Source organism: Enterococcus sp. DIV0086 (assembly GCF_050498705.1).
Lineage (GTDB): Bacteria > Bacillota > Bacilli > Lactobacillales > Enterococcaceae > Enterococcus > Enterococcus faecalis.
This window is the reverse complement of sequence record NZ_JBNIDN010000001.1, coordinates 1924195-1943455: the sequence shown is the minus strand read 5'-3', so window position 1 is coordinate 1943455 and position 19261 is coordinate 1924195. Positions and strand designations below refer to the sequence as shown.

Sequence of the window (19261 nt, the reverse complement as noted above, 5' to 3'; positions counted from 1 at the left end):
GTTTTCGTTGCCGCCAATTGAATATTTTGGCCCGTGACTAGAGACTTTTTACTACATAAAAAGGCGGGTTTTTCTTTTATCATTCAGGCAAAAATCTTCCGAAAAGCATTGCAAGAAATTGCTATTTGCGTTAAAGTAGGAAAAGATGATTGTGAAACATTTTTCTGTTTCACAAAAAAGGAAGGAGTCTTTATGCTACCCGAAGAATTTAGACAACTATTAGCCGCAAAAGGCATTGAATTGACAGACCAACAGATGACACAATTTGACCAATATTTCCATTTACTAGTAGAATGGAATGAAAAAATGAATTTAACAGCCATCACAGAAGAAAAAGAAGTTTATTTGAAACATTTCTATGATTCTGTTTCGTTGGCATTCTTTGAAGACTTTGCCAGTGACAAAGCCATTTGTGATGTTGGCGCAGGCGCAGGATTTCCAAGTATTCCTTTGAAAATTGTTTTTCCTTCATTAAATGTCACAATTGTTGACTCTTTAAATAAACGAATTACTTTCCTAACAGAGTTGGTGAATCAACTAGGTTTGGCTAATGTTTCTTTGTATCATGATCGTGCAGAAACATTTGGTCAAAAAGCAGAATTTCGTGGCGCGTTTGATTACGTTACAGCGCGAGCAGTTGCACGATTAAATGTTTTAAGTGAACTGTGTTTACCCTTAGTTAAAAAAGAAGGCTATTTTTTAGCCTTAAAAGCATCGAAAAGTGAAGAAGAAATTAATGAAGCAAAACCTGCAATCGCTACATTAGGCGGTCAATTTCAGAAAGAAGTTGGTTTTACTTTGCCGATTACGGCAGACGAACGCCACATTGTCGTGATTCAAAAGAAAAAAGAAACCCCTAAAAAATATCCCAGAAAACCTGGATTACCAAATAAACAACCGATTAAATAAGATGGAGGCACACACATGACACGAATTATTTCTGTAGCGAACCAAAAAGGCGGCGTTGGTAAAACAACGACCACTGTAAATTTAGGCGCATGTTTAGCAAACTTAGGCAAAAAAGTCTTACTGATCGACATTGATGCACAAGGAAATGCTACCAGTGGCATGGGTGTCCCTAAACCAGATGTCGCACATGATGTGTATGATGTCCTTGTAAATGAAGAACCAATCACTAGCGTGGTTCAACATACCAGCCGTGAAAATTTAGATATTGTCCCTGCAACTATTCAATTAGCAGGCGCTGAAATTGAATTAACTTCAATGATGGCTCGAGAATCGCGCTTGAAATTAGCAATTGATGAAGTAAGAGACATGTATGATTTCGTTTTAATTGATTGCCCGCCTTCTCTAGGGCATTTAACAATCAATGCTTTTACAGCAAGTGATTCGATTCTAATTCCTGTTCAATGTGAATATTACGCATTAGAAGGCTTGAGTCAATTGCTAAATACGATTCGCTTGGTTCAAAAACATTTTAACCCTGAATTGAAAATTGAAGGGGTCTTGTTAACCATGTACGATGCTCGGACCAATTTAGGTGCCGAAGTCGTGGAAGAAGTCCGTAAATATTTCCGTGAAAAAGTCTATGATACGATTATTCCAAGAAATGTCCGTTTATCCGAAGCACCAAGTCATGGTTTACCAATCATTGACTATGATATTCGCTCAAAAGGTGCCGAAGTGTATCAAGCACTAGCAAAGGAAGTGTTGGAGAATGAATAAAGGCAAAGGTTTAGGCAGAGGCATCGATGCCTTGTTTCAAGATATCGCAAAGCTAGAAGATGTCGACGTTAAGAACGAACAAGTGACAGAAATTCTATTAAACGAACTTCGTCCCAATCCTTACCAACCGCGGAAAACATTTGATGAAACCTCTTTACAAGAACTTGCAAACTCGATTCTACATTCCGGTGTGTTTCAACCGATTATTGTTCGTAAATCGGCAGTTAAAGGCTATGAAATTATTGCAGGTGAGCGTCGGTTCCGGGCTTCTAAATTAGCCGGCAAAGAAAAAATTCCCGCAATTATTCGCGAATTTGATGAAGAATCCATGATGCAAGTTGCTGTTTTGGAAAACTTACAAAGGGAAGATTTAAATCCGCTAGAAGAAGCAGAAGCCTATGAAATGCTAATGAAAAATTTGAAATTAACACAAGCGGAAGTCGCAGAACGTTTGGGCAAAAGTCGCCCGTATATTGCCAATTATTTACGATTGCTAACTTTACCAGATGCGGTCAAAGCAATGGTTCAAAAACAAAGCATGTCAATGGGTCAAGCACGGACGTTATTAGGCTTGAAGAACAAAGAACAGCTATTGCCATTAGCTAATCGTTGTATTAAAGACAATTTAACGGTTCGACAATTAGAACAACTTGTCGCTGAATTAAACGAAACACAAGGCAAAAAGGGCAAAAAAGCGAAAAAAGCCATCAAAGAAAAACCCATTTATATTCGTGAAAGTGAAGACCGCTTAATGGATAAATTTGGGACAACCGTAGCGATTCAAGAAAAAGAAGGCAAAGGGAAAATTGAAATTGAGTACTTGTCCTCTTCGGATTTGGCTAGAATTTTAGATATTTTAGATATTCATTTTGACGAGGAATAAAAAGCAAAGTGAGAAAGTAAGACAGAAAGTCACAAATCCTTTTGCTAGTTTCGTTAAAAAATGGTATTGTAATCATGGTATTTTTATATAAGTAAGAGAAGAAAGAAGGCTTGGAACATGTATGATTTAGGCGATATTGTCGAAATGAAAAAGCCGCATGCTTGCCAAGCAAATCGTTGGCAAATCATTCGCATGGGCGCTGATATCAAAATCAAGTGCACGAATTGCGGGCATATTGTCATGATGCCGCGTCGTGATTTTACTAAAAAATTAAAAAAAGTAATCGAGAAAAAAGCAGACTAATGCTTTGATGCCTCTAATAGAAAAGAGAATAGACTGAGAGAAAGAGTGGAAAACAAATGGCACTAACAGCTGGAATTGTCGGCTTACCAAACGTTGGTAAATCGACCCTATTTAACGCAATTACAAAAGCAGGAGCAGAAGCTGCAAATTATCCCTTTGCAACGATTGATCCGAACGTCGGCATGGTTGAAGTACCAGATGCCCGTTTACAACGCTTGACAGAACTAGTAAAACCGAAAAAAACAGTTCCCACAACGTTTGAATTTACAGACATCGCCGGAATTGTTAAAGGTGCCAGCAAAGGAGAAGGGCTGGGAAATCAGTTTTTAAGTCACATTCGTCAAGTAGATGCAATCTGTCACGTGGTTCGTTGTTTTGATGACGAAAATATCATGCGTGAACAAAATCGGGATGCGGATTTCGTTGATCCTTTAGCAGACATTGATACAATTAATTTAGAGCTAATTTTAGCAGATTTAGATTCAATCAATAAGCGCTATACTCGCGTGGCTAAAATGGCGAAAGCAAAAGATAAAGAAGCGGTGGAAGAATTAGCTGTTTTAGACAAAATTAAACCAGTTTTAGAAGAAGGTTTATCTGCTCGTACGATTGAATTTACGCCAGAAGAAGAAAAAATTGTTAAATCTCTTTTCTTATTAACCACAAAGCCGGTCCTTTATGTAGCAAATGTTTCAGAAGATGAAGTGGCGGATCCAGACAACAATGAGTATGTACAACAAGTTCGTAATTTTGCAACCAGTGAAAATGCGGAAGTAATCGTGGTTAGTGCGCGAGCAGAAGAAGAAATTGCTGAATTGGATTCTGAAGAAGACAAGGCTGAATTTTTAGAAGCAATGGGCATTGAACAATCTGGCTTAGATCAATTGATTCGTGCGGCGTACGATTTGTTAGGCTTAGCTACCTACTTTACAGCTGGTGAACAAGAAGTTCGTGCGTGGACGTTCCGTAAGGGAATCAAGGCACCTCAAGCAGCTGGGATTATCCACAGTGACTTTGAACGAGGCTTCATTCGTGCGGAAACAGTTTCTTATGAAGACCTAGATAAATATGGCAATATGCAAGCTGCCAAAGAAGCGGGCCGTGTTCGTTTAGAAGGAAAAGACTACGTCGTTCAAGATGGCGATGTTATGTTGTTCCGTTTTAACGTTTAAAAAAATGTGCCCAACAAGCAATTTGTTTTGGGCTAAGCCCACATATTTAAGGCCATTCAGCCGTTTAGAAAGAGGTTCCCTCTACATGAGGGTGAGGAGGATACAACTATGGAAGCAGAAGCATTACGAGCAATCGTGGCTGAGAATCGTCAATTAGAACAGAATTTGACTAAAAGAAATGAACAATACATTTTTGACTTAAAAAAATCATTAAAAGCGGCTAATTTATCTGAAGAAGAACTAGCATTGGCTCTACACGGTATTTTACCAGAATTAGTAGCCGGTCAAAAAACAGGCAAAACAGCCCGTCAGTTATTTGGCACTGTTTCAGAACGGACGGAAGCAATTTTAAATAAACCAGCAGAAGTCAAAGAACCAGCGGGCTGGATGATTTGGCTCGACAATACCTTACTATTACTTGGTTTATTAACAATCATGTTAGCGGCGATGTCTCTATTTTCAAAAGGAACCGCACAACCTCTCGGATTAACCACATATATCTTAGGTGCGATGGCTGGGGGTTATGTTTTCTATCTAATGCACAAATATGTTTACCGTTTTGATCGTCAAGGTGGCGACAAAAGCAAACGTCCTGGTTGGTTAAAAACGACCGCCATTCTATTTGGTGGGATGTTCTTGTGGATTGCAGTTTTCGCTGGTTCAGCGATGCTACCACCAGTGATCAATCCCATCTTAGATCCGATGATTGCTTTAGTAATCGGTGCGTTAGCCTTTGTAGCACGCTATTTCTTCAAGAAAAAATACAATATTCAAGGTAGTTTCATGACACGTCAATAAACGGCGCGCGCTCAATTGTGAATGCGCTCGGCTGACGCAGAAACTGCAACAAGCAAATTCGCTCTCTCAATAGAGCGTTTTAACAGTTAAAGCCTGGGGGATTAGTCGAAAAAACTAGTGTCCCAGGCTTCTGTTTTCAGAAGTTTGCTAAAGAAAGGAGCCTCTTATGGGACAACAAGTGAAGTCTTGGTGCCGTCAACACGAGCGGCTACTCATTTTTATTAGTTTTCTCTTATTAAGTGGACTTTCTCTCTATTTTGTCTATTTTCAAGAGAATTTTTTACGAGCAAGTGATTTCCGCTTTCATCAAAATCGGGTGGAAGGTCTCGCATTAGCAATTAAAAACAACGACTGGTTTCCTAAAATCAATTATTTTTTCTTGGGAGGCTATGGCTATGCCTCTAGTTTGTTTTATCCAGATGCGTATCTTTATTTACCTGCGCTTTTGCGTGTTCTGGGTTTTTCCTTTGTCGCTAGTATGGCGATTTTTGTGTTTGCGGTAAATTTGGCAACATTCAGTCTTACTTATTATGCAGGCCGAATCATGGCGCTCTCTAAAAAAAGAAGCTATCTCTTTGCCATTTTGTATGGCTTATCTATTTACCGCATGCAAGACTTGTTTAATCGCCAAGCGTTAGGAGAATTTTTGGCGCTAAGCTTTTTTCCGTTGGTCTTAGCGAGCCTGTTTTTATTACGAAAGGGAACCACGAAATGTTGGCCGTTGTTAACGCTGGCGATGACTGGCATTGGGTTGGCTCACTTTATTTCTATTGAAATGGTTTCTATTTGGATTGGGTTATACATTCTGTTTTATTGGCAGCAGTTTTTTAAAAAGGAGGTCCTGTGGGCATTAGCGAAGGCTGCAGGTCTGACACTACTTTGGCTGGCCTTTTATCTTTTACCAGTTGCTGAACAAATGAAAAATCAAGTGTTTAAAGTTACATCCAATCCACTCACTTATATTTCCGAAAGAAGTTATCCCATTGATTCTCTTTTCATTAATAGTTTAAAGAGCAGTGTTTTTCACGCGAAAACAGCGAATCTAGGAACCCTTTTGTTTGTGGGACTTGTTGTAGCAGTGGTTTCGCTTGCCAGCAAAAAAATTCAGAACAAACGGTTTATTGGTTTGACGCTGGTACTCTTATTGATGGTTACTACGCTTTTTCCTTGGCACTGGCTGAACCACACGCCTTTAAATACGATTCAGTTTCCTTGGCGGTTTTTAGGGATTCTTTCCGTAATGCTCGCTTTTTTCATTGCACAAGACGAATGGGGCGTTTTCCGTAAATCTTGGACTGTGGCTTTGTTGGTTTTCCTTGCCATCAGCAATTTAGGCATTTATCAATATCAAAGTATTCAGTCACAACAAGGCCACCTGTTAACAAAAGCTGAGTATGAGCAACCAACGCCTTTTTATATCGGTGCGGGCCATGAATATTTGCCAGATGAAATCAATTATCAGGAATTATTGAAACAGAAAAAACGACAACTTGATTATTCGGCAGCACAAGTAACCATTACAAATGTTAGAATGCCTTATGGGAAAATTTCATTTGACTACCAAGTGGTGAATCAATCAGCGAAGGTGACCGTTCCTTTTATTTATTACTTAGGCTATCAAGCCACGATTCAAATGAAAAACCAAACGGGCGCTAAAAAAATGAGCCTAACCAATCAAGGAGGCTTAGCCGCTCTTTCTTTATCTGGTACAGGACATGTCGACATCCGTTACCAAAGAACAAAAGTGCAAAAAATAGGGACAATGATGACCTTGCTTTCTGTCGGCGGTTTTGGATTTAGCCGATTTTTACAACAAAAAAAGAAACACAAGATAAAAGAACAACGATGAAAGTAGGACCTTAATTAGGAAGAGTTGAATAAAGGACAAACCGATTTCGGCGTTTTGTCCTTTATTCCTCATTGATTATTTAAACAAATCTAGTTGACTTCCTTAGTATTATCTGTTATTTTCATATATAAAATTAAGTCGAGGAGTGGACAAAAAAATGTCAAATTGGGAAACAAAATTTGCGAAAAAAGGTCTTACATTTGATGATGTGCTATTAATCCCTGCAGAAAGCCATGTCTTACCAAATGATGTAGACATGAGTGTACAATTAGCTAAAAATATCAAGTTAAATATTCCATTGATGAGTGCCAGTATGGATACTGTTACAGATAGTAATATGGCAATTGCGATGGCTCGTCAAGGTGGACTAGGTGTCGTACATAAAAATATGACTGTCGCCCAACAAGCAGACGAAGTACGTAAAGTCAAACGTTCTGAAAGCGGCGTTATCATTGATCCATTCTTTCTAACACCAACAAACTTAGTAGCGGATGCAGAAGAATTAATGAGTCGTTACCGTATTAGCGGTGTGCCAATTGTAGAAACAATGGAAAACCGTAAATTAGTCGGAATTATTACAAACCGTGATATGCGTTTTGTAACCGACTACCAAATCAAAATCGAAGAAGTCATGACAAAAGATCATTTAGTCACTGCGCCAGTTGGCACATCTTTAAAAGATGCAGAAAAAATCTTACAAAAACATAAAATCGAAAAATTACCAATCGTTGATGAAGCAGGTCGCTTAAGTGGCTTAATTACAATTAAAGACATTGAAAAAGTGATTGAATTCCCAAATGCTGCCAAAGACGAACACGGTCGTTTACTTGTGGCGGCAGCAGTCGGTGTCACTAGTGATACGTTCGAACGTGCGGAAGCATTATTAGAAGCAGGTGCCGATGCGATTGTTATCGATACTGCACATGGCCATAGTGCCGGCGTTATTCGCAAAATTAAAGAAATTCGTGAAACGTTCCCTGAAGCAACATTAATTGCTGGTAATGTTGCCACTGCTGAAGCAACCAAAGCATTGTATGATGTCGGCGTTGACGTTGTCAAAGTTGGTATTGGACCTGGTTCAATTTGTACAACACGTGTCGTTGCTGGTGTTGGTGTTCCTCAATTAACAGCGATTTATGATGCTGCTTCTGTAGCTAGAGAATATGGTAAAGCAATTATCGCTGATGGCGGTATTAAATATTCTGGTGATATCGTGAAAGCCTTAGCTGCTGGTGGACATGCTGTAATGCTAGGAAGTATGTTAGCAGGTACAGATGAATCTCCAGGCGAATTTGAAATTTATCAAGGCCGTCGTTTCAAAACTTACCGTGGCATGGGCTCATTGGGCGCAATGGAAAAAGGATCAAGTGATCGTTACTTCCAAGGAAGTGTCAATGAAGCAAACAAATTAGTGCCAGAAGGAATCGAAGGACGTGTCGCTTACAAAGGAAGCGTTTCTGATATTGTCTTCCAATTAATCGGTGGCTTGAAATCAGGGATGGGTTACGTCGGTGCAGCAGACCTGAAAGCGTTGCGTGAAGAAGCACAATTTGTTCAAATGAGTGGTAACGGATTGAAAGAATCACATCCACATGACGTTCAAATCACAAAAGAAGCACCAAACTATTCTGTTCAATAAAATAAAAGCTGATTTTTTTGAAATTTAAAAGAGGCAGACGTCATTTCGACGTCTGCCTCTTTTTCTGTAGAATAAAAGCCGTTATCTGATATCAGACAACGACCTTCATCTTCCCTTTATTTAATAACTGTTAGGTTACCCATGTAAGGTACTAGGACTTCTGGTACAGTCACAGAGCCATCTTCGTTTTGGTAGTTTTCTAAAATAGCAGCGACTGTCCGTCCCACGGCTAAACCAGAACCATTGAGTGTATGCGCATATTGGACTTTATCATTTTCATCACGGTAACGAATCATCGCACGGCGCGCTTGGAAATCTTCACAGTTTGAGCATGAACTGATTTCACGGTATGTCTCTTGAGCGGGAATCCAAACTTCCAAGTCATAAGTTTTCGCAGCTGAGAAGCCCATGTCACCTGTTGAAAGAGCCATGACACGGTAAGGTAATCCCAGTTTTTGCAGAATTTCTTCGGCATTATTCGTCATTTTTTCTAATTCCTCATAAGAATGCTCTGCATCACTAAATTTAACCATTTCGACTTTATTAAATTGGTGTAAACGAATTAACCCACGTGTGTCACGACCAGCGCTACCAGCTTCAGAACGGAAAGAAGGGCTCAAGGCCGTAAAGTAAATCGGTAAATCCTTGCCATCTAAAATTTCATTGTTGTAGTAATTGGTTAGAGGGACTTCCGCAGTTGGAATTAACGTTAAATCCGTATCTTGTAATTGGAAGACATCTTCTTTAAATTTAGGAAATTGGCCAGTCCCGAACATGGCGGTGTCATTAACGATATAAGGCGTAATCATTTCTGTATACCCATGTTCATAAACATGTAAATCTAACATGAAGTTGTATAACGCACGTTCTAAGCGAGCACCTAAGCCTTTGTAATAAACAAAACGGCTACCAGCTACTTTGGCACCACGTTCAAAATCTAGAATGCCTAAGTTTTCAGCGACTTCCCAGTGTGGTTTTGGTTCAAAAGCAAAAGTTCTTGGTTCACTCCAACGACGTACTTCTACATTTTCTTCTTCACCAGCACCAACAGGCACAGAATCATCTGGCAAGTTCGGTAAAGTAGTTGTGATCCCACGTAGCTCTTCGTCAATAGCATTAATTTCTGCATCTAACGCTTTAATATTGCCGCCGACTTCTTTCATTTCCGCGATTTTGGCCGTTGCATCTTCTTTGTTCCGTTTTAATTGAGCAATTTCAGCAGACACATCATTCCGGTATTTTTTCATTTCTTCGACTTTGACTAATAAATCACGGCGACTTTCATCTAAACGCAGAAATTCCACTAAGATTTCTTCTTTCACGCCACGGGTTTGTAGCTTTGCTTTTACTTCGTCAAAATTTTGACGCATCATTTTTACATCTAACATATTTTTTCCTCCTTAAAATTAGTACATAACCAATAATAACTGTTGTAGAAAACAACAAAAAAGCCATCTCACCCCAAAAATAAATATTCTTGGGACGAAATGACTGGAAATCTCGCGGTACCACCCAAGTTCAGTAATGTTACTGCCCTTGATTTGCAGATAACGGCTGCAGACCGTTCCAACTTATTTCGCTGGACACCTGGAAGAGACGGACTTCTTTATAGGTGAATGTTTGCTCGCACCCCCGCAAACTCTCTGGAATTCAGTGCCATAAATACTTTTTCTCTTAGTTTTCTCTTTTCTATAGAATACCGAAAAAGTTCAGGGATGTCAATTAACTCTCTGATTTCTTGTTGGTACGCTGTAAGGGTAGATGAATAATAAAGGAGGTCCACTTTTGATCAGACTTCGCATAAATATATCCACCATGTAAAGCAACAATACTTTGTGCAATAGCCAGACCTAAACCAGTACCACCCGTTTCTTGTGATCGGGATTCTTCGACACGATAGAAGCGGTCAAATAACTGATCTAAAGAATGTTTAGGGATAGCTGGTCCATCATTGCGAACAGCGATAATTGCTTCGGTGCCGACTTTGTCTACTTCCATTACAATATGATGGCCGCCTTTGCCATATTTCAAAGCATTTGAAAGAAGGTTGTTAAAGACTCGGACTAGTTTTTCTGTATCGCCTTCCATCATTAAAGAAGCTGGATTGGCTTTTACTTGGATTTGCATATTAATCTTTTTCGCTTCCAATTCAAAATCGGCAGCAAGCTGTTCAATTAATTGTGCCATATCAAAAGTCGTCGTATGAATCGGTACACTTGGTTGACGGACTTTTGTATATTCAAAAAGATCATCAACTAATAATTTCATTTGTTTCGCTTTGACGTAAGCGGTATGCGTATATTTCAGTAAATCTTCTTGGCTATGAAATTGACGATCTTCAATCAATCCCAGATAACCAATAATAGAAGTTAACGGTGTCCGAATATCATGACTGACATTCGTAATTAATTCATCTTTTGATTTTTCAATTCGCCGTTCATCTTCAATGGCTGCGACAGTACTATCCACCAGACCGTTAATACTCGTCACGACTTTTGCTAAATCACCACTTAATTCAAACGGAATGCGGTGATTGTAATTACCATCAGCGATGTAATGTAACTCACTGATAATATGACGCAATTGCATTTGATGGTAGCGACGAATTAAGCGCCAATAGAGAACAGCTGCATCTACTAAAAAGAAAATAGGTAAGACAAATTTATTCCAGCTCCAAAACAAATCAGTATTTAATTCTTTAGCGACCGCATCCTTAGTGGCCCAGATGACACCAGCTAAGGGCGAGTTTTCACTAAGTAGTTGTCCTAAAAGGAACATAATTGAGACATTTAATAGTAGTAATAAAACAATTGTCACAATTGCTTCTGCTAATAACTCGCTGATTTCTTTAGAAGTTAAGGTAATTCGTTTTTGTTTTTCAATCTTTTTAGGTTTAACGAGCATCGATCTTATATCCAACTCCCCACACTGTTTGAATGACTTTTTCTCCACCAGTTGCTTCTTCAATCTTATCTCTTAAATGACTGACGTGAACCATCACGGTTTTAGCAGAAACAATACTTTCCTGTTGCCACACACGCTCAAAAATTTCATCCGCACTAAATACACGATTTGGATGACTAGCTAATAGATAGAGGATACCAAACTCAAGAGCGGTTAATTGAATTTCTTTTCCTTCTATTGTTTTGACTTCGTGAGAGTCCTTATTAATCATTAATGGGCCGACTTCTAATTCATCGGGTTCTTCTTTGGTTAATTGCATTTGGCTTCTACGTAAAATAGACTTCACCCGAGCCATTACTTCTAAAGGATTGAAAGGCTTGGTGACATAATCGTCTGCACCAGCAACTAAGCCTTTGATTTTATCCATATCGGTTGTTTTTGCTGTTAACATAATAATTGGAATTTGCGATTCTTTTCGAAGTTCTTTTACTACTTCCATTCCATCCATGATTGGCATCATAATGTCCAAGATTAATAAATCGATATCTGGTGTTGTGTGCAATTTGGATAACGCTTCTTTTCCATCATAAGCTTTCACGACTTCGTATCCTTCATTATGAATATAAATACTCAATAGTTCTACAATTTCTTTATCATCATCTGCAACTAAAATTTTCATAAGCGTTCATTTCCTCCATATATAAAAAATCTCTTTTCCATATTTTAACAAATAATTGCTAAAAAGGACAAAATCCTTGATATATTACGATAAATTTAGAAGATTTTGCTAAAAGTTAATAAACTATAGCCAAAAAAGGATGAAAGGGGGTAAAAAACGAACGAAAATACCTATACCAATCATAATAATCGGTATTGAAAAAAAGTTTAAAAAAAGTGAAAATAATGATTGACCAATGCTTGAAATCTTGGTATATTATTACATGTCGCAAGGCGAGTCACACAGCTGAGCGATTCAGAAATCAATAATTAAATAACAATTCTTGATTTCAAATTTCTCGAAAAAAGTTTGAAAAAACAACAAAAAAGTTGTTGACAAATAACAAACGAGATGATAAGATATAGAAGTTGTCACAACAGACAACAACAACCGAGCAAAACAACTTAAAAAAACTTTTTTAAAAAAGTTTTTGACATTCAAACAAAAGTTTGTTATGATATAAAAGTTGCTGCGAGGTAACGTAGACCTTTGAAAACTGAACAAAGAATAGACGAACCAAATGTGTAGGGCGTCTTGATTCAATTCAAGACAACAAACATTTTTAACAAGCAAGCAATATGCTAGCAAACAAATTGAGCTTAACAATCGTAAGATTGTTCTAACTTTTATTATGAGAGTTTGATCCTGGCTCAGGACGAACGCTGGCGGCGTGCCTAATACATGCAAGTCGAACGCTTCTTTCCTCCCGAGTGCTTGCACTCAATTGGAAAGAGGAGTGGCGGACGGGTGAGTAACACGTGGGTAACCTACCCATCAGAGGGGGATAACACTTGGAAACAGGTGCTAATACCGCATAACAGTTTATGCCGCATGGCATAAGAGTGAAAGGCGCTTTCGGGTGTCGCTGATGGATGGACCCGCGGTGCATTAGCTAGTTGGTGAGGTAACGGCTCACCAAGGCCACGATGCATAGCCGACCTGAGAGGGTGATCGGCCACACTGGGACTGAGACACGGCCCAGACTCCTACGGGAGGCAGCAGTAGGGAATCTTCGGCAATGGACGAAAGTCTGACCGAGCAACGCCGCGTGAGTGAAGAAGGTTTTCGGATCGTAAAACTCTGTTGTTAGAGAAGAACAAGGACGTTAGTAACTGAACGTCCCCTGACGGTATCTAACCAGAAAGCCACGGCTAACTACGTGCCAGCAGCCGCGGTAATACGTAGGTGGCAAGCGTTGTCCGGATTTATTGGGCGTAAAGCGAGCGCAGGCGGTTTCTTAAGTCTGATGTGAAAGCCCCCGGCTCAACCGGGGAGGGTCATTGGAAACTGGGAGACTTGAGTGCAGAAGAGGAGAGTGGAATTCCATGTGTAGCGGTGAAATGCGTAGATATATGGAGGAACACCAGTGGCGAAGGCGGCTCTCTGGTCTGTAACTGACGCTGAGGCTCGAAAGCGTGGGGAGCAAACAGGATTAGATACCCTGGTAGTCCACGCCGTAAACGATGAGTGCTAAGTGTTGGAGGGTTTCCGCCCTTCAGTGCTGCAGCAAACGCATTAAGCACTCCGCCTGGGGAGTACGACCGCAAGGTTGAAACTCAAAGGAATTGACGGGGGCCCGCACAAGCGGTGGAGCATGTGGTTTAATTCGAAGCAACGCGAAGAACCTTACCAGGTCTTGACATCCTTTGACCACTCTAGAGATAGAGCTTTCCCTTCGGGGACAAAGTGACAGGTGGTGCATGGTTGTCGTCAGCTCGTGTCGTGAGATGTTGGGTTAAGTCCCGCAACGAGCGCAACCCTTATTGTTAGTTGCCATCATTTAGTTGGGCACTCTAGCGAGACTGCCGGTGACAAACCGGAGGAAGGTGGGGATGACGTCAAATCATCATGCCCCTTATGACCTGGGCTACACACGTGCTACAATGGGAAGTACAACGAGTCGCTAGACCGCGAGGTCATGCAAATCTCTTAAAGCTTCTCTCAGTTCGGATTGCAGGCTGCAACTCGCCTGCATGAAGCCGGAATCGCTAGTAATCGCGGATCAGCACGCCGCGGTGAATACGTTCCCGGGCCTTGTACACACCGCCCGTCACACCACGAGAGTTTGTAACACCCGAAGTCGGTGAGGTAACCTTTTTGGAGCCAGCCGCCTAAGGTGGGATAGATGATTGGGGTGAAGTCGTAACAAGGTAGCCGTATCGGAAGGTGCGGCTGGATCACCTCCTTTCTAAGGAATATTACGGAAATACACATTTCGTCTTTACTTTGTTCAGTTTTGAGAGGTCTACTCTCAAAACATTCGTTCATTGAAAACTGGATATTGAAGTAAAAAGAATCAAAACAAACCGAGAACACCGCGTTGAATGAGTTTTTTAATAAGTTCAATTGCTTATTTATTGATTAACCTTCTATCGCTAGAAGAAGTGATCAAGACCCAACCGTAAGGTTGATAAGGTTAAGTGAATAAGGGCGCACGGTGGATGCCTTGGCACTAGGAGCCGATGAAGGACGGGACTAACACCGATATGCTTTGGGGAGCTGTAAGTAAGCTATGATCCAGAGATTTCCGAATGGGGAAACCCAATATCTTTTATAGGATATTACTTTTCAGTGAATACATAGCTGATTAGAGGTAGACGCAGAGAACTGAAACATCTTAGTACCTGCAGGAAGAGAAAGAAAATTCGATTCCCTGAGTAGCGGCGAGCGAAACGGGAAGAGCCCAAACCAACAAGCTTGCTTGTTGGGGTTGTAGGACTCCAATATGGTAGTCTGTTAGTATAGTTGAAGGATTTGGAAAATTCCGCTAAAGAGGGTGAAAGCCCCGTAGACGAAATGCTGACAACACCTAGGAGGATCCTGAGTACGGCGGAACACGAGAAATTCCGTCGGAATCCGCGGGGACCATCCCGCAAGGCTAAATACTCCCTAGTGACCGATAGTGAACCAGTACCGTGAGGGAAAGGTGAAAAGCACCCCGGAAGGGGAGTGAAATAGATCCTGAAACCGTGTGCCTACAACAAGTCAAAGCTCGTTAATGAGTGATGGCGTGCCTTTTGTAGAATGAACCGGCGAGTTACGATTGCATGCGAGGTTAAGTCGAAGAGACGGAGCCGCAGCGAAAGCGAGTCTGAATAGGGCGAATGAGTATGTAGTCGTAGACCCGAAACCATGTGATCTACCCATGTCCAGGTTGAAGGTGCGGTAAAACGCACTGGAGGACCGAACCCACGTACGTTGAAAAGTGCGGGGATGAGGTGTGGGTAGCGGAGAAATTCCAAACGAACTTGGAGATAGCTGGTTCTCTCCGAAATAGCTTTAGGGCTAGCCTCGGAATTGAGAATGATGGAGGTAGAGCACTGTTTGGACTAGGGGCCCATCTCGGGTTACCGAATTCAGATAAACTCCGAATGCCATTCATTTATATCCGGGAGTCAGACTGCGAGTGATAAGATCCGTAGTCGAAAGGGAAACAGCCCAGACCACCAGCTAAGGTCCCAAAATATATGTTAAGTGGAAAAGGATGTGGGGTTGCACAGACAACTAGGATGTTGGCTTAGAAGCAGCCACCATTTAAAGAGTGCGTAATAGCTCACTAGTCGAGTGACCCTGCGCCGAAAATGTACCGGGGCTAAACATATTACCGAAGCTGTGGACTACACCATTAGGTGTAGTGGTAGGAGAGCGTTCTAAGGGCGTTGAAGGTCGATCGTGAGGACGGCTGGAGCGCTTAGAAGTGAGAATGCCGGTATGAGTAGCGAAAGACAGGTGAGAATCCTGTCCACCGTATGACTAAGGTTTCCTGGGGGAAGGCTCGTCCGCCCAGGGTTAGTCGGGACCTAAGCCGAGGCCGATAGGCGTAGGCGATGGACAACAGGTTGATATTCCTGTACCAGTTGTTTTTGTTTGAGCAATGGAGGGACGCAGTAGGCTAAGGAATACATGCGATTGGAAGTGCATGTCCAAGCAATGAGTCTTGAGTAGAGTTAAATGCTTTACTCTTTAAGGACAAGTTGTGACGGGGAGCGAAATAATAGTAGCGAAGTTCCTGATGTCACACTGCCAAGAAAAGCTTCTAGTGAGAAAACAACTGCCCGTACCGTAAACCGACACAGGTAGTCGAGGAGAGTATCCTAAGGTGAGCGAGCGAACTCTCGTTAAGGAACTCGGCAAAATGACCCCGTAACTTCGGGAGAAGGGGTGCTGACTTCGGTCAGCCGCAGTGAATAGGCCCAAGCGACTGTTTATCAAAAACACAGGTCTCTGCAAAATCGTAAGATGAAGTATAGGGGCTGACGCCTGCCCGGTGCTGGAAGGTTAAGAGGATGGGTTAGCTTCGGCGAAGCTCAGAATTGAAGCCCCAGTAAACGGCGGCCGTAACTATAACGGTCCTAAGGTAGCGAAATTCCTTGTCGGGTAAGTTCCGACCCGCACGAAAGGCGTAACGATTTGGGCACTGTCTCAACGAGAGACTCGGTGAAATTTTAGTACCTGTGAAGATGCAGGTTACCCGCGACAGGACGGAAAGACCCCATGGAGCTTTACTGTAGTTTGATATTGAGTGTTTGTACCACATGTACAGGATAGGTAGGAGCCGATGAGACCGGAACGCTAGTTTCGGAGGAGGCGCTGGTGGGATACTACCCTTGTGTTATGAACCCTCTAACCCGCACCACTAATCGTGGTGGGAGACAGTGTCAGATGGGCAGTTTGACTGGGGCGGTCGCCTCCTAAAAGGTAACGGAGGCGCCCAAAGGTTCCCTCAGAATGGTTGGAAATCATTCGAAGAGTGTAAAGGCAGAAGGGAGCTTGACTGCGAGACCTACAAGTCGAGCAGGGACGAAAGTCGGGCTTAGTGATCCGGTGGTTCCGCATGGAAGGGCCATCGCTCAACGGATAAAAGCTACCCTGGGGATAACAGGCTTATCTCCCCCAAGAGTCCACATCGACGGGGAGGTTTGGCACCTCGATGTCGGCTCGTCGCATCCTGGGGCTGTAGTCGGTCCCAAGGGTTGGGCTGTTCGCCCATTAAAGCGGCACGCGAGCTGGGTTCAGAACGTCGTGAGACAGTTCGGTCCCTATCCGTCGCGGGCGTTGGAAATTTGAGAGGAGCTGTCCTTAGTACGAGAGGACCGGGATGGACTTACCGCTGGTGTACCAGTTGTTCTGCCAAGGGCATTGCTGGGTAGCTATGTAGGGAAGGGATAAACGCTGAAAGCATCTAAGTGTGAAGCCCACCTCAAGATGAGATTTCCCATTTCTTTAAGAAAGTAAGACCCCTGAGAGATGATCAGGTAGATAGGTTGGAAGTGGAAGGCTAGTGATAGTTGGAGCGGACCAATACTAATCGGTCGAGGACTTAACCAAAGAATGGATAAGTAAAAGCAACTTGGTTATTTTGATTCAAACTTCAATCCAGTTTTGAGTGAATGAAGATTCAACTCAATAAGAAACAACACCCAGTGTGGTGGCGATAGCGAGAAGGATACACCTGTTCCCATGCCGAACACAGAAGTTAAGCTTCTTAGCGCCGATTGTAGTGAAGGGTTTCCCTTTGTGAGAGTAGGACGTCGCCACGCGAATTGTTGTTTTTGGAGGTTTAGCTCAGCTGGGAGAGCACCTGCCTTACAAGCAGGGGGTCAGCGGTTCGATCCCGTTAACCTCCATTTTTTGAGCCGTTAGCTCAGTTGGTAGAGCATCTGACTTTTAATCAGAGGGTCACAGGTTCGAGCCCTGTACGGCTCATATTCATATTTCATTTGCGGGTGTGGCGGAATTGGCAGACGCACTAGATTTAGGATCTAGCGCCGCAAGGCGTGGGGGTTCAAGTCCCTTCACCCGCATATTTAGCCGGCTTAGCTCAGTTGGTAGAGCATCTGATTTGTAATCAGAGGGTCGAGGGTTCAAGTCCTTTAGCCGGCACCATTTTGCGGAAATAGCTCAGTGGTAGAGCACCACCTTGCCAAGGTGGGGGTCGCGGGTTCGAACCCCGTTTTCCGCTTAGCCAATTCATTACGCCGGGGTGGCGGAACTGGCAGACGCACAGGACTTAAAATCCTGCGGTGAGTGATCACCGTACCGGTTCGATTCCGGTCCTCGGCATTGTTTTATATTTAGCACCCATAGCTCAACTGGATAGAGTGTTTGACTACGAATCAAAAGGTTAGGGGTTCGACTCCCTTTGGGTGCATAGTTGAGTGATTGACTAAGTTTTAAAAAGGTGCACGTGAGTTTCTTTTTAATTCGATAGTCTTTTTTTATTACTTTAACTTCATAGCCCGGGAAGTAGCTCAGCTTGGTAGAGCACTTGGTTTGGGACCAAGGGGTCGCAGGTTCGAATCCTGTCTTCCCGATTGTGAAAAACAGTACTGATCATCAGTACTGTTTTTTTGTTTTGTTTAAAATTTAAGTATCGAAGTAGGTGTATTTTTTTGTGATGTGTAATTCTTATCGAAATTGCGACTAAAAATACAGGAATAAAGGACATTGAGAATATATTCGATGGCTAGTTGAGAGGAAAAGGTCGAGACTTTGAAATCTGCATGTTCAACGTTAGGAATGGGCAAAATCACTGTGGCGTATTTAGCTAATTGGCTGTTCAAGTCTGAAGTAATGGCAATAATCGGGGTGCCTCCTTCTGCAAAAATCCGTGCTTCATTTACGATTTCTGCAGTGTTACCACTGTAAGAGACGAGGATGGCTACGTCATTTTTGGTGGCATTGATGGCTAAATAAAATTGTTCAGCTTGATAAGGGATTAAATGGATAAATAGCTGAATGCGTAATAACTTTGTTTGAAAATCCGTTAAGCGAATGTAGGAGTTACTGACACCCACTGCTAAAATATTTTCAGCGGTTAAAAGTAAATCAATGCTTTTATTTAACATGGCCTCGGTTAATAACTGTTGGGTGGATTGAACAGTTTCAGTCGTTAACTGCGCAATTTTCTTGGCAATTAGTAAATCAGAATCTTGCGCTAAAAAAGGCATATTCGCATCAACATTCCGGATTGCTTGGTAGTGAATTTCTAAGTCGCGGGACAAGCGGATTTTAAATTCTTTGAAACCGCTAGTTTCTGTTTTTTTACACAAACGAACAATCGTGGAAGTTGAAGAGTTGGTGGCTTCTGCTAGTTCATAAATCGACATATGCAGGACTCGTTCAGTATGAGATAAAATAAAATCAATAATTAGCCCTTCGTTATATGTATAGCGTTCTTTTTGTTCTAAACATTCGATTAGATTCAATGGGTTCACCTCTCTGTGATACTTTGTTTCGCTTTCAGTATACCTTAAGCGTATGAATTATGAAACATAGTTACAGAATCAGTTAGTCGTATTTACATCAG

12 protein-coding genes, 8 tRNA genes, 3 rRNA genes and 1 other annotated feature are annotated in these 19261 nt (G+C 41.8%); of the genes, 19 read left to right on the top strand and 4 right to left on the bottom strand.

Translation table 11 applies throughout. The features are described 5' to 3' along the window. The first annotated feature begins 192 nt into the window (after positions 1–192). The 8 genes from rsmG (at position 193) to guaB (ending at position 8330) form a co-directional block, all read left to right on the top strand. Positions 193–909: a 16S rRNA (guanine(527)-N(7))-methyltransferase RsmG gene (rsmG, locus tag IGI63_RS09390; protein WP_002355977.1), complete on the top strand. Its 717-nt coding sequence runs from the start codon at positions 193–195 to the stop codon at positions 907–909. A 15-nt stretch (positions 910–924) separates the two neighbouring features. Beyond that, complete coding sequence (locus IGI63_RS09385) at positions 925–1686, top strand: ParA family protein (RefSeq protein ID WP_002355976.1); 762 nt, start codon at positions 925–927, stop codon at positions 1684–1686. Beyond that, the gene (locus IGI63_RS09380; RefSeq protein ID WP_002355975.1) at positions 1679–2569 is read left to right on the top strand and encodes a ParB/RepB/Spo0J family partition protein; all 891 of its coding nucleotides are present in this window, start codon (positions 1679–1681) and stop codon (positions 2567–2569) included. The genes IGI63_RS09385 and IGI63_RS09380 overlap by 8 nt, the downstream gene beginning before the upstream one ends. Positions 2570–2686: 117 nt before the next feature. Beyond that, a complete protein-coding gene (locus IGI63_RS09375; RefSeq protein WP_002355974.1) occupies positions 2687–2872 on the top strand; it encodes a DUF951 domain-containing protein in 186 nt (61 codons plus the stop codon). A gap of 56 nt (positions 2873–2928) precedes the next feature. After that, the gene (gene ychF, locus IGI63_RS09370; RefSeq protein WP_002355971.1) at positions 2929–4044 is read left to right on the top strand and encodes a redox-regulated ATPase YchF; all 1116 of its coding nucleotides are present in this window, start codon (positions 2929–2931) and stop codon (positions 4042–4044) included. 108 nt (positions 4045–4152) lie between these two features. Then, positions 4153–4842 (top strand): DUF1129 domain-containing protein, encoded by a 690-nt coding sequence (locus IGI63_RS09365; protein WP_002363563.1) that lies wholly within the window; start codon positions 4153–4155, stop codon positions 4840–4842. 166 nt (positions 4843–5008) lie between these two features. Continuing rightward, entirely contained in the window at positions 5009–6691 is a 1683-nt protein-coding gene (locus IGI63_RS09360; protein ID WP_429975722.1) for a 6-pyruvoyl-tetrahydropterin synthase-related protein, read from the top strand. A 157-nt stretch (positions 6692–6848) separates the two neighbouring features. Further along, positions 6849–8330: an IMP dehydrogenase gene (gene guaB, locus IGI63_RS09355; RefSeq protein ID WP_002355966.1), complete on the top strand. Its 1482-nt coding sequence runs from the start codon at positions 6849–6851 to the stop codon at positions 8328–8330. Positions 8331–8446: 116 nt separating this feature from the next. Here the strand turns inward: guaB and serS are convergent, their stop codons facing one another. The 3 genes from serS to IGI63_RS09340 form a co-directional block, all read right to left on the bottom strand. Further along, a complete protein-coding gene (gene serS / locus IGI63_RS09350; RefSeq protein ID WP_002355965.1) occupies positions 8447–9718 on the bottom strand; it encodes a serine--tRNA ligase in 1272 nt (423 codons plus the stop codon). 87 nt (positions 9719–9805) lie between these two features. Then, positions 9806–10012: a binding site (T-box leader), on the bottom strand. Positions 10013–10052: 40 nt separating this feature from the next. Then, positions 10053–11234: a sensor histidine kinase gene (locus IGI63_RS09345; protein ID WP_002363566.1), complete on the bottom strand. Its 1182-nt coding sequence runs from the start codon at positions 11232–11234 to the stop codon at positions 10053–10055. Further along, positions 11224–11913 carry a response regulator transcription factor gene (locus IGI63_RS09340; protein ID WP_002355963.1) on the bottom strand — a complete coding sequence of 230 codons (690 nt, stop codon included), beginning with the start codon at positions 11911–11913 and terminating at the stop codon, positions 11224–11226. Before IGI63_RS09340 ends, IGI63_RS09345 begins: the two co-directional genes overlap by 11 nt. A 666-nt stretch (positions 11914–12579) precedes the next feature. Between IGI63_RS09340 and IGI63_RS09335 the strand changes: the two genes are divergently transcribed. From IGI63_RS09335 to IGI63_RS09285, 11 genes are all read left to right on the top strand, one after another. Then, positions 12580–14140 (top strand): 16S ribosomal RNA (locus tag IGI63_RS09335). 226 nt (positions 14141–14366) lie between these two features. Next, positions 14367–17280: ribosomal RNA gene (locus IGI63_RS09330) — 23S ribosomal RNA — on the top strand. Between the two features lie 96 nt (positions 17281–17376). Next, a 5S ribosomal RNA gene (rrf, locus tag IGI63_RS09325) occupies positions 17377–17492 on the top strand. Together the 16S, 23S and 5S rRNA genes with 8 tRNA genes alongside form the textbook arrangement of a ribosomal RNA operon. 14 nt (positions 17493–17506) lie before the next feature. Beyond that, positions 17507–17579: transfer RNA gene (locus IGI63_RS09320), tRNA-Val, on the top strand. Positions 17580–17585: 6 nt separating this feature from the next. Next, positions 17586–17658 (top strand) — tRNA-Lys (locus IGI63_RS09315). A 16-nt stretch (positions 17659–17674) separates the two neighbouring features. Next, a tRNA-Leu gene (locus IGI63_RS09310) sits at positions 17675–17756 on the top strand. Between the two features lie 6 nt (positions 17757–17762). Further along, positions 17763–17838 (top strand) — tRNA-Thr (locus IGI63_RS09305). A gap of 4 nt (positions 17839–17842) precedes the next feature. After that, positions 17843–17914, top strand: a tRNA-Gly gene (locus IGI63_RS09300). A 15-nt stretch (positions 17915–17929) separates the two neighbouring features. Beyond that, positions 17930–18015, top strand: a tRNA-Leu gene (locus IGI63_RS09295). Positions 18016–18029: 14 nt separating this feature from the next. Next, positions 18030–18103, top strand: a tRNA-Arg gene (locus tag IGI63_RS09290). Positions 18104–18192: 89 nt separating this feature from the next. Next, positions 18193–18266 (top strand) — tRNA-Pro (locus tag IGI63_RS09285). Positions 18267–18311: 45 nt separating this feature from the next. Here the strand turns inward: IGI63_RS09285 and IGI63_RS09280 are convergent. Continuing rightward, a complete protein-coding gene (locus IGI63_RS09280; protein ID WP_002354705.1) occupies positions 18312–19169 on the bottom strand; it encodes a MurR/RpiR family transcriptional regulator in 858 nt (285 codons plus the stop codon). Positions 19170–19261: the final 92 nt, after the last annotated feature.

Bases quoted from the DNA above. Each gene is read 5' to 3' on its own strand.
- IGI63_RS09385 (WP_002355976.1), top strand. From the start codon at position 925: ATGACACGAATTATTTCTGTAGCGAACCAAAAAGGCGGCGTTGGTAAA.
- IGI63_RS09340 (WP_002355963.1), bottom strand. From the start codon at position 11,913: ATGAAAATTTTAGTTGCAGATGATGATAAAGAAATTGTAGAACTATTG.
- IGI63_RS09345 (WP_002363566.1), bottom strand. From the start codon at position 11,234: ATGCTCGTTAAACCTAAAAAGATTGAAAAACAAAAACGAATTACCTTA.
- guaB (WP_002355966.1), top strand. From the start codon at position 6,849: ATGTCAAATTGGGAAACAAAATTTGCGAAAAAAGGTCTTACATTTGAT.
- rsmG (WP_002355977.1), top strand. From the start codon at position 193: ATGCTACCCGAAGAATTTAGACAACTATTAGCCGCAAAAGGCATTGAA.
- ychF (WP_002355971.1), top strand. From the start codon at position 2,929: ATGGCACTAACAGCTGGAATTGTCGGCTTACCAAACGTTGGTAAATCG.
- IGI63_RS09375 (WP_002355974.1), top strand. From the start codon at position 2,687: ATGTATGATTTAGGCGATATTGTCGAAATGAAAAAGCCGCATGCTTGC.
- serS (WP_002355965.1), bottom strand. From the start codon at position 9,718: ATGTTAGATGTAAAAATGATGCGTCAAAATTTTGACGAAGTAAAAGCA.
- IGI63_RS09360 (WP_429975722.1), top strand. From the start codon at position 5,009: ATGGGACAACAAGTGAAGTCTTGGTGCCGTCAACACGAGCGGCTACTC.
- IGI63_RS09365 (WP_002363563.1), top strand. From the start codon at position 4,153: ATGGAAGCAGAAGCATTACGAGCAATCGTGGCTGAGAATCGTCAATTA.
- IGI63_RS09380 (WP_002355975.1), top strand. From the start codon at position 1,679: ATGAATAAAGGCAAAGGTTTAGGCAGAGGCATCGATGCCTTGTTTCAA.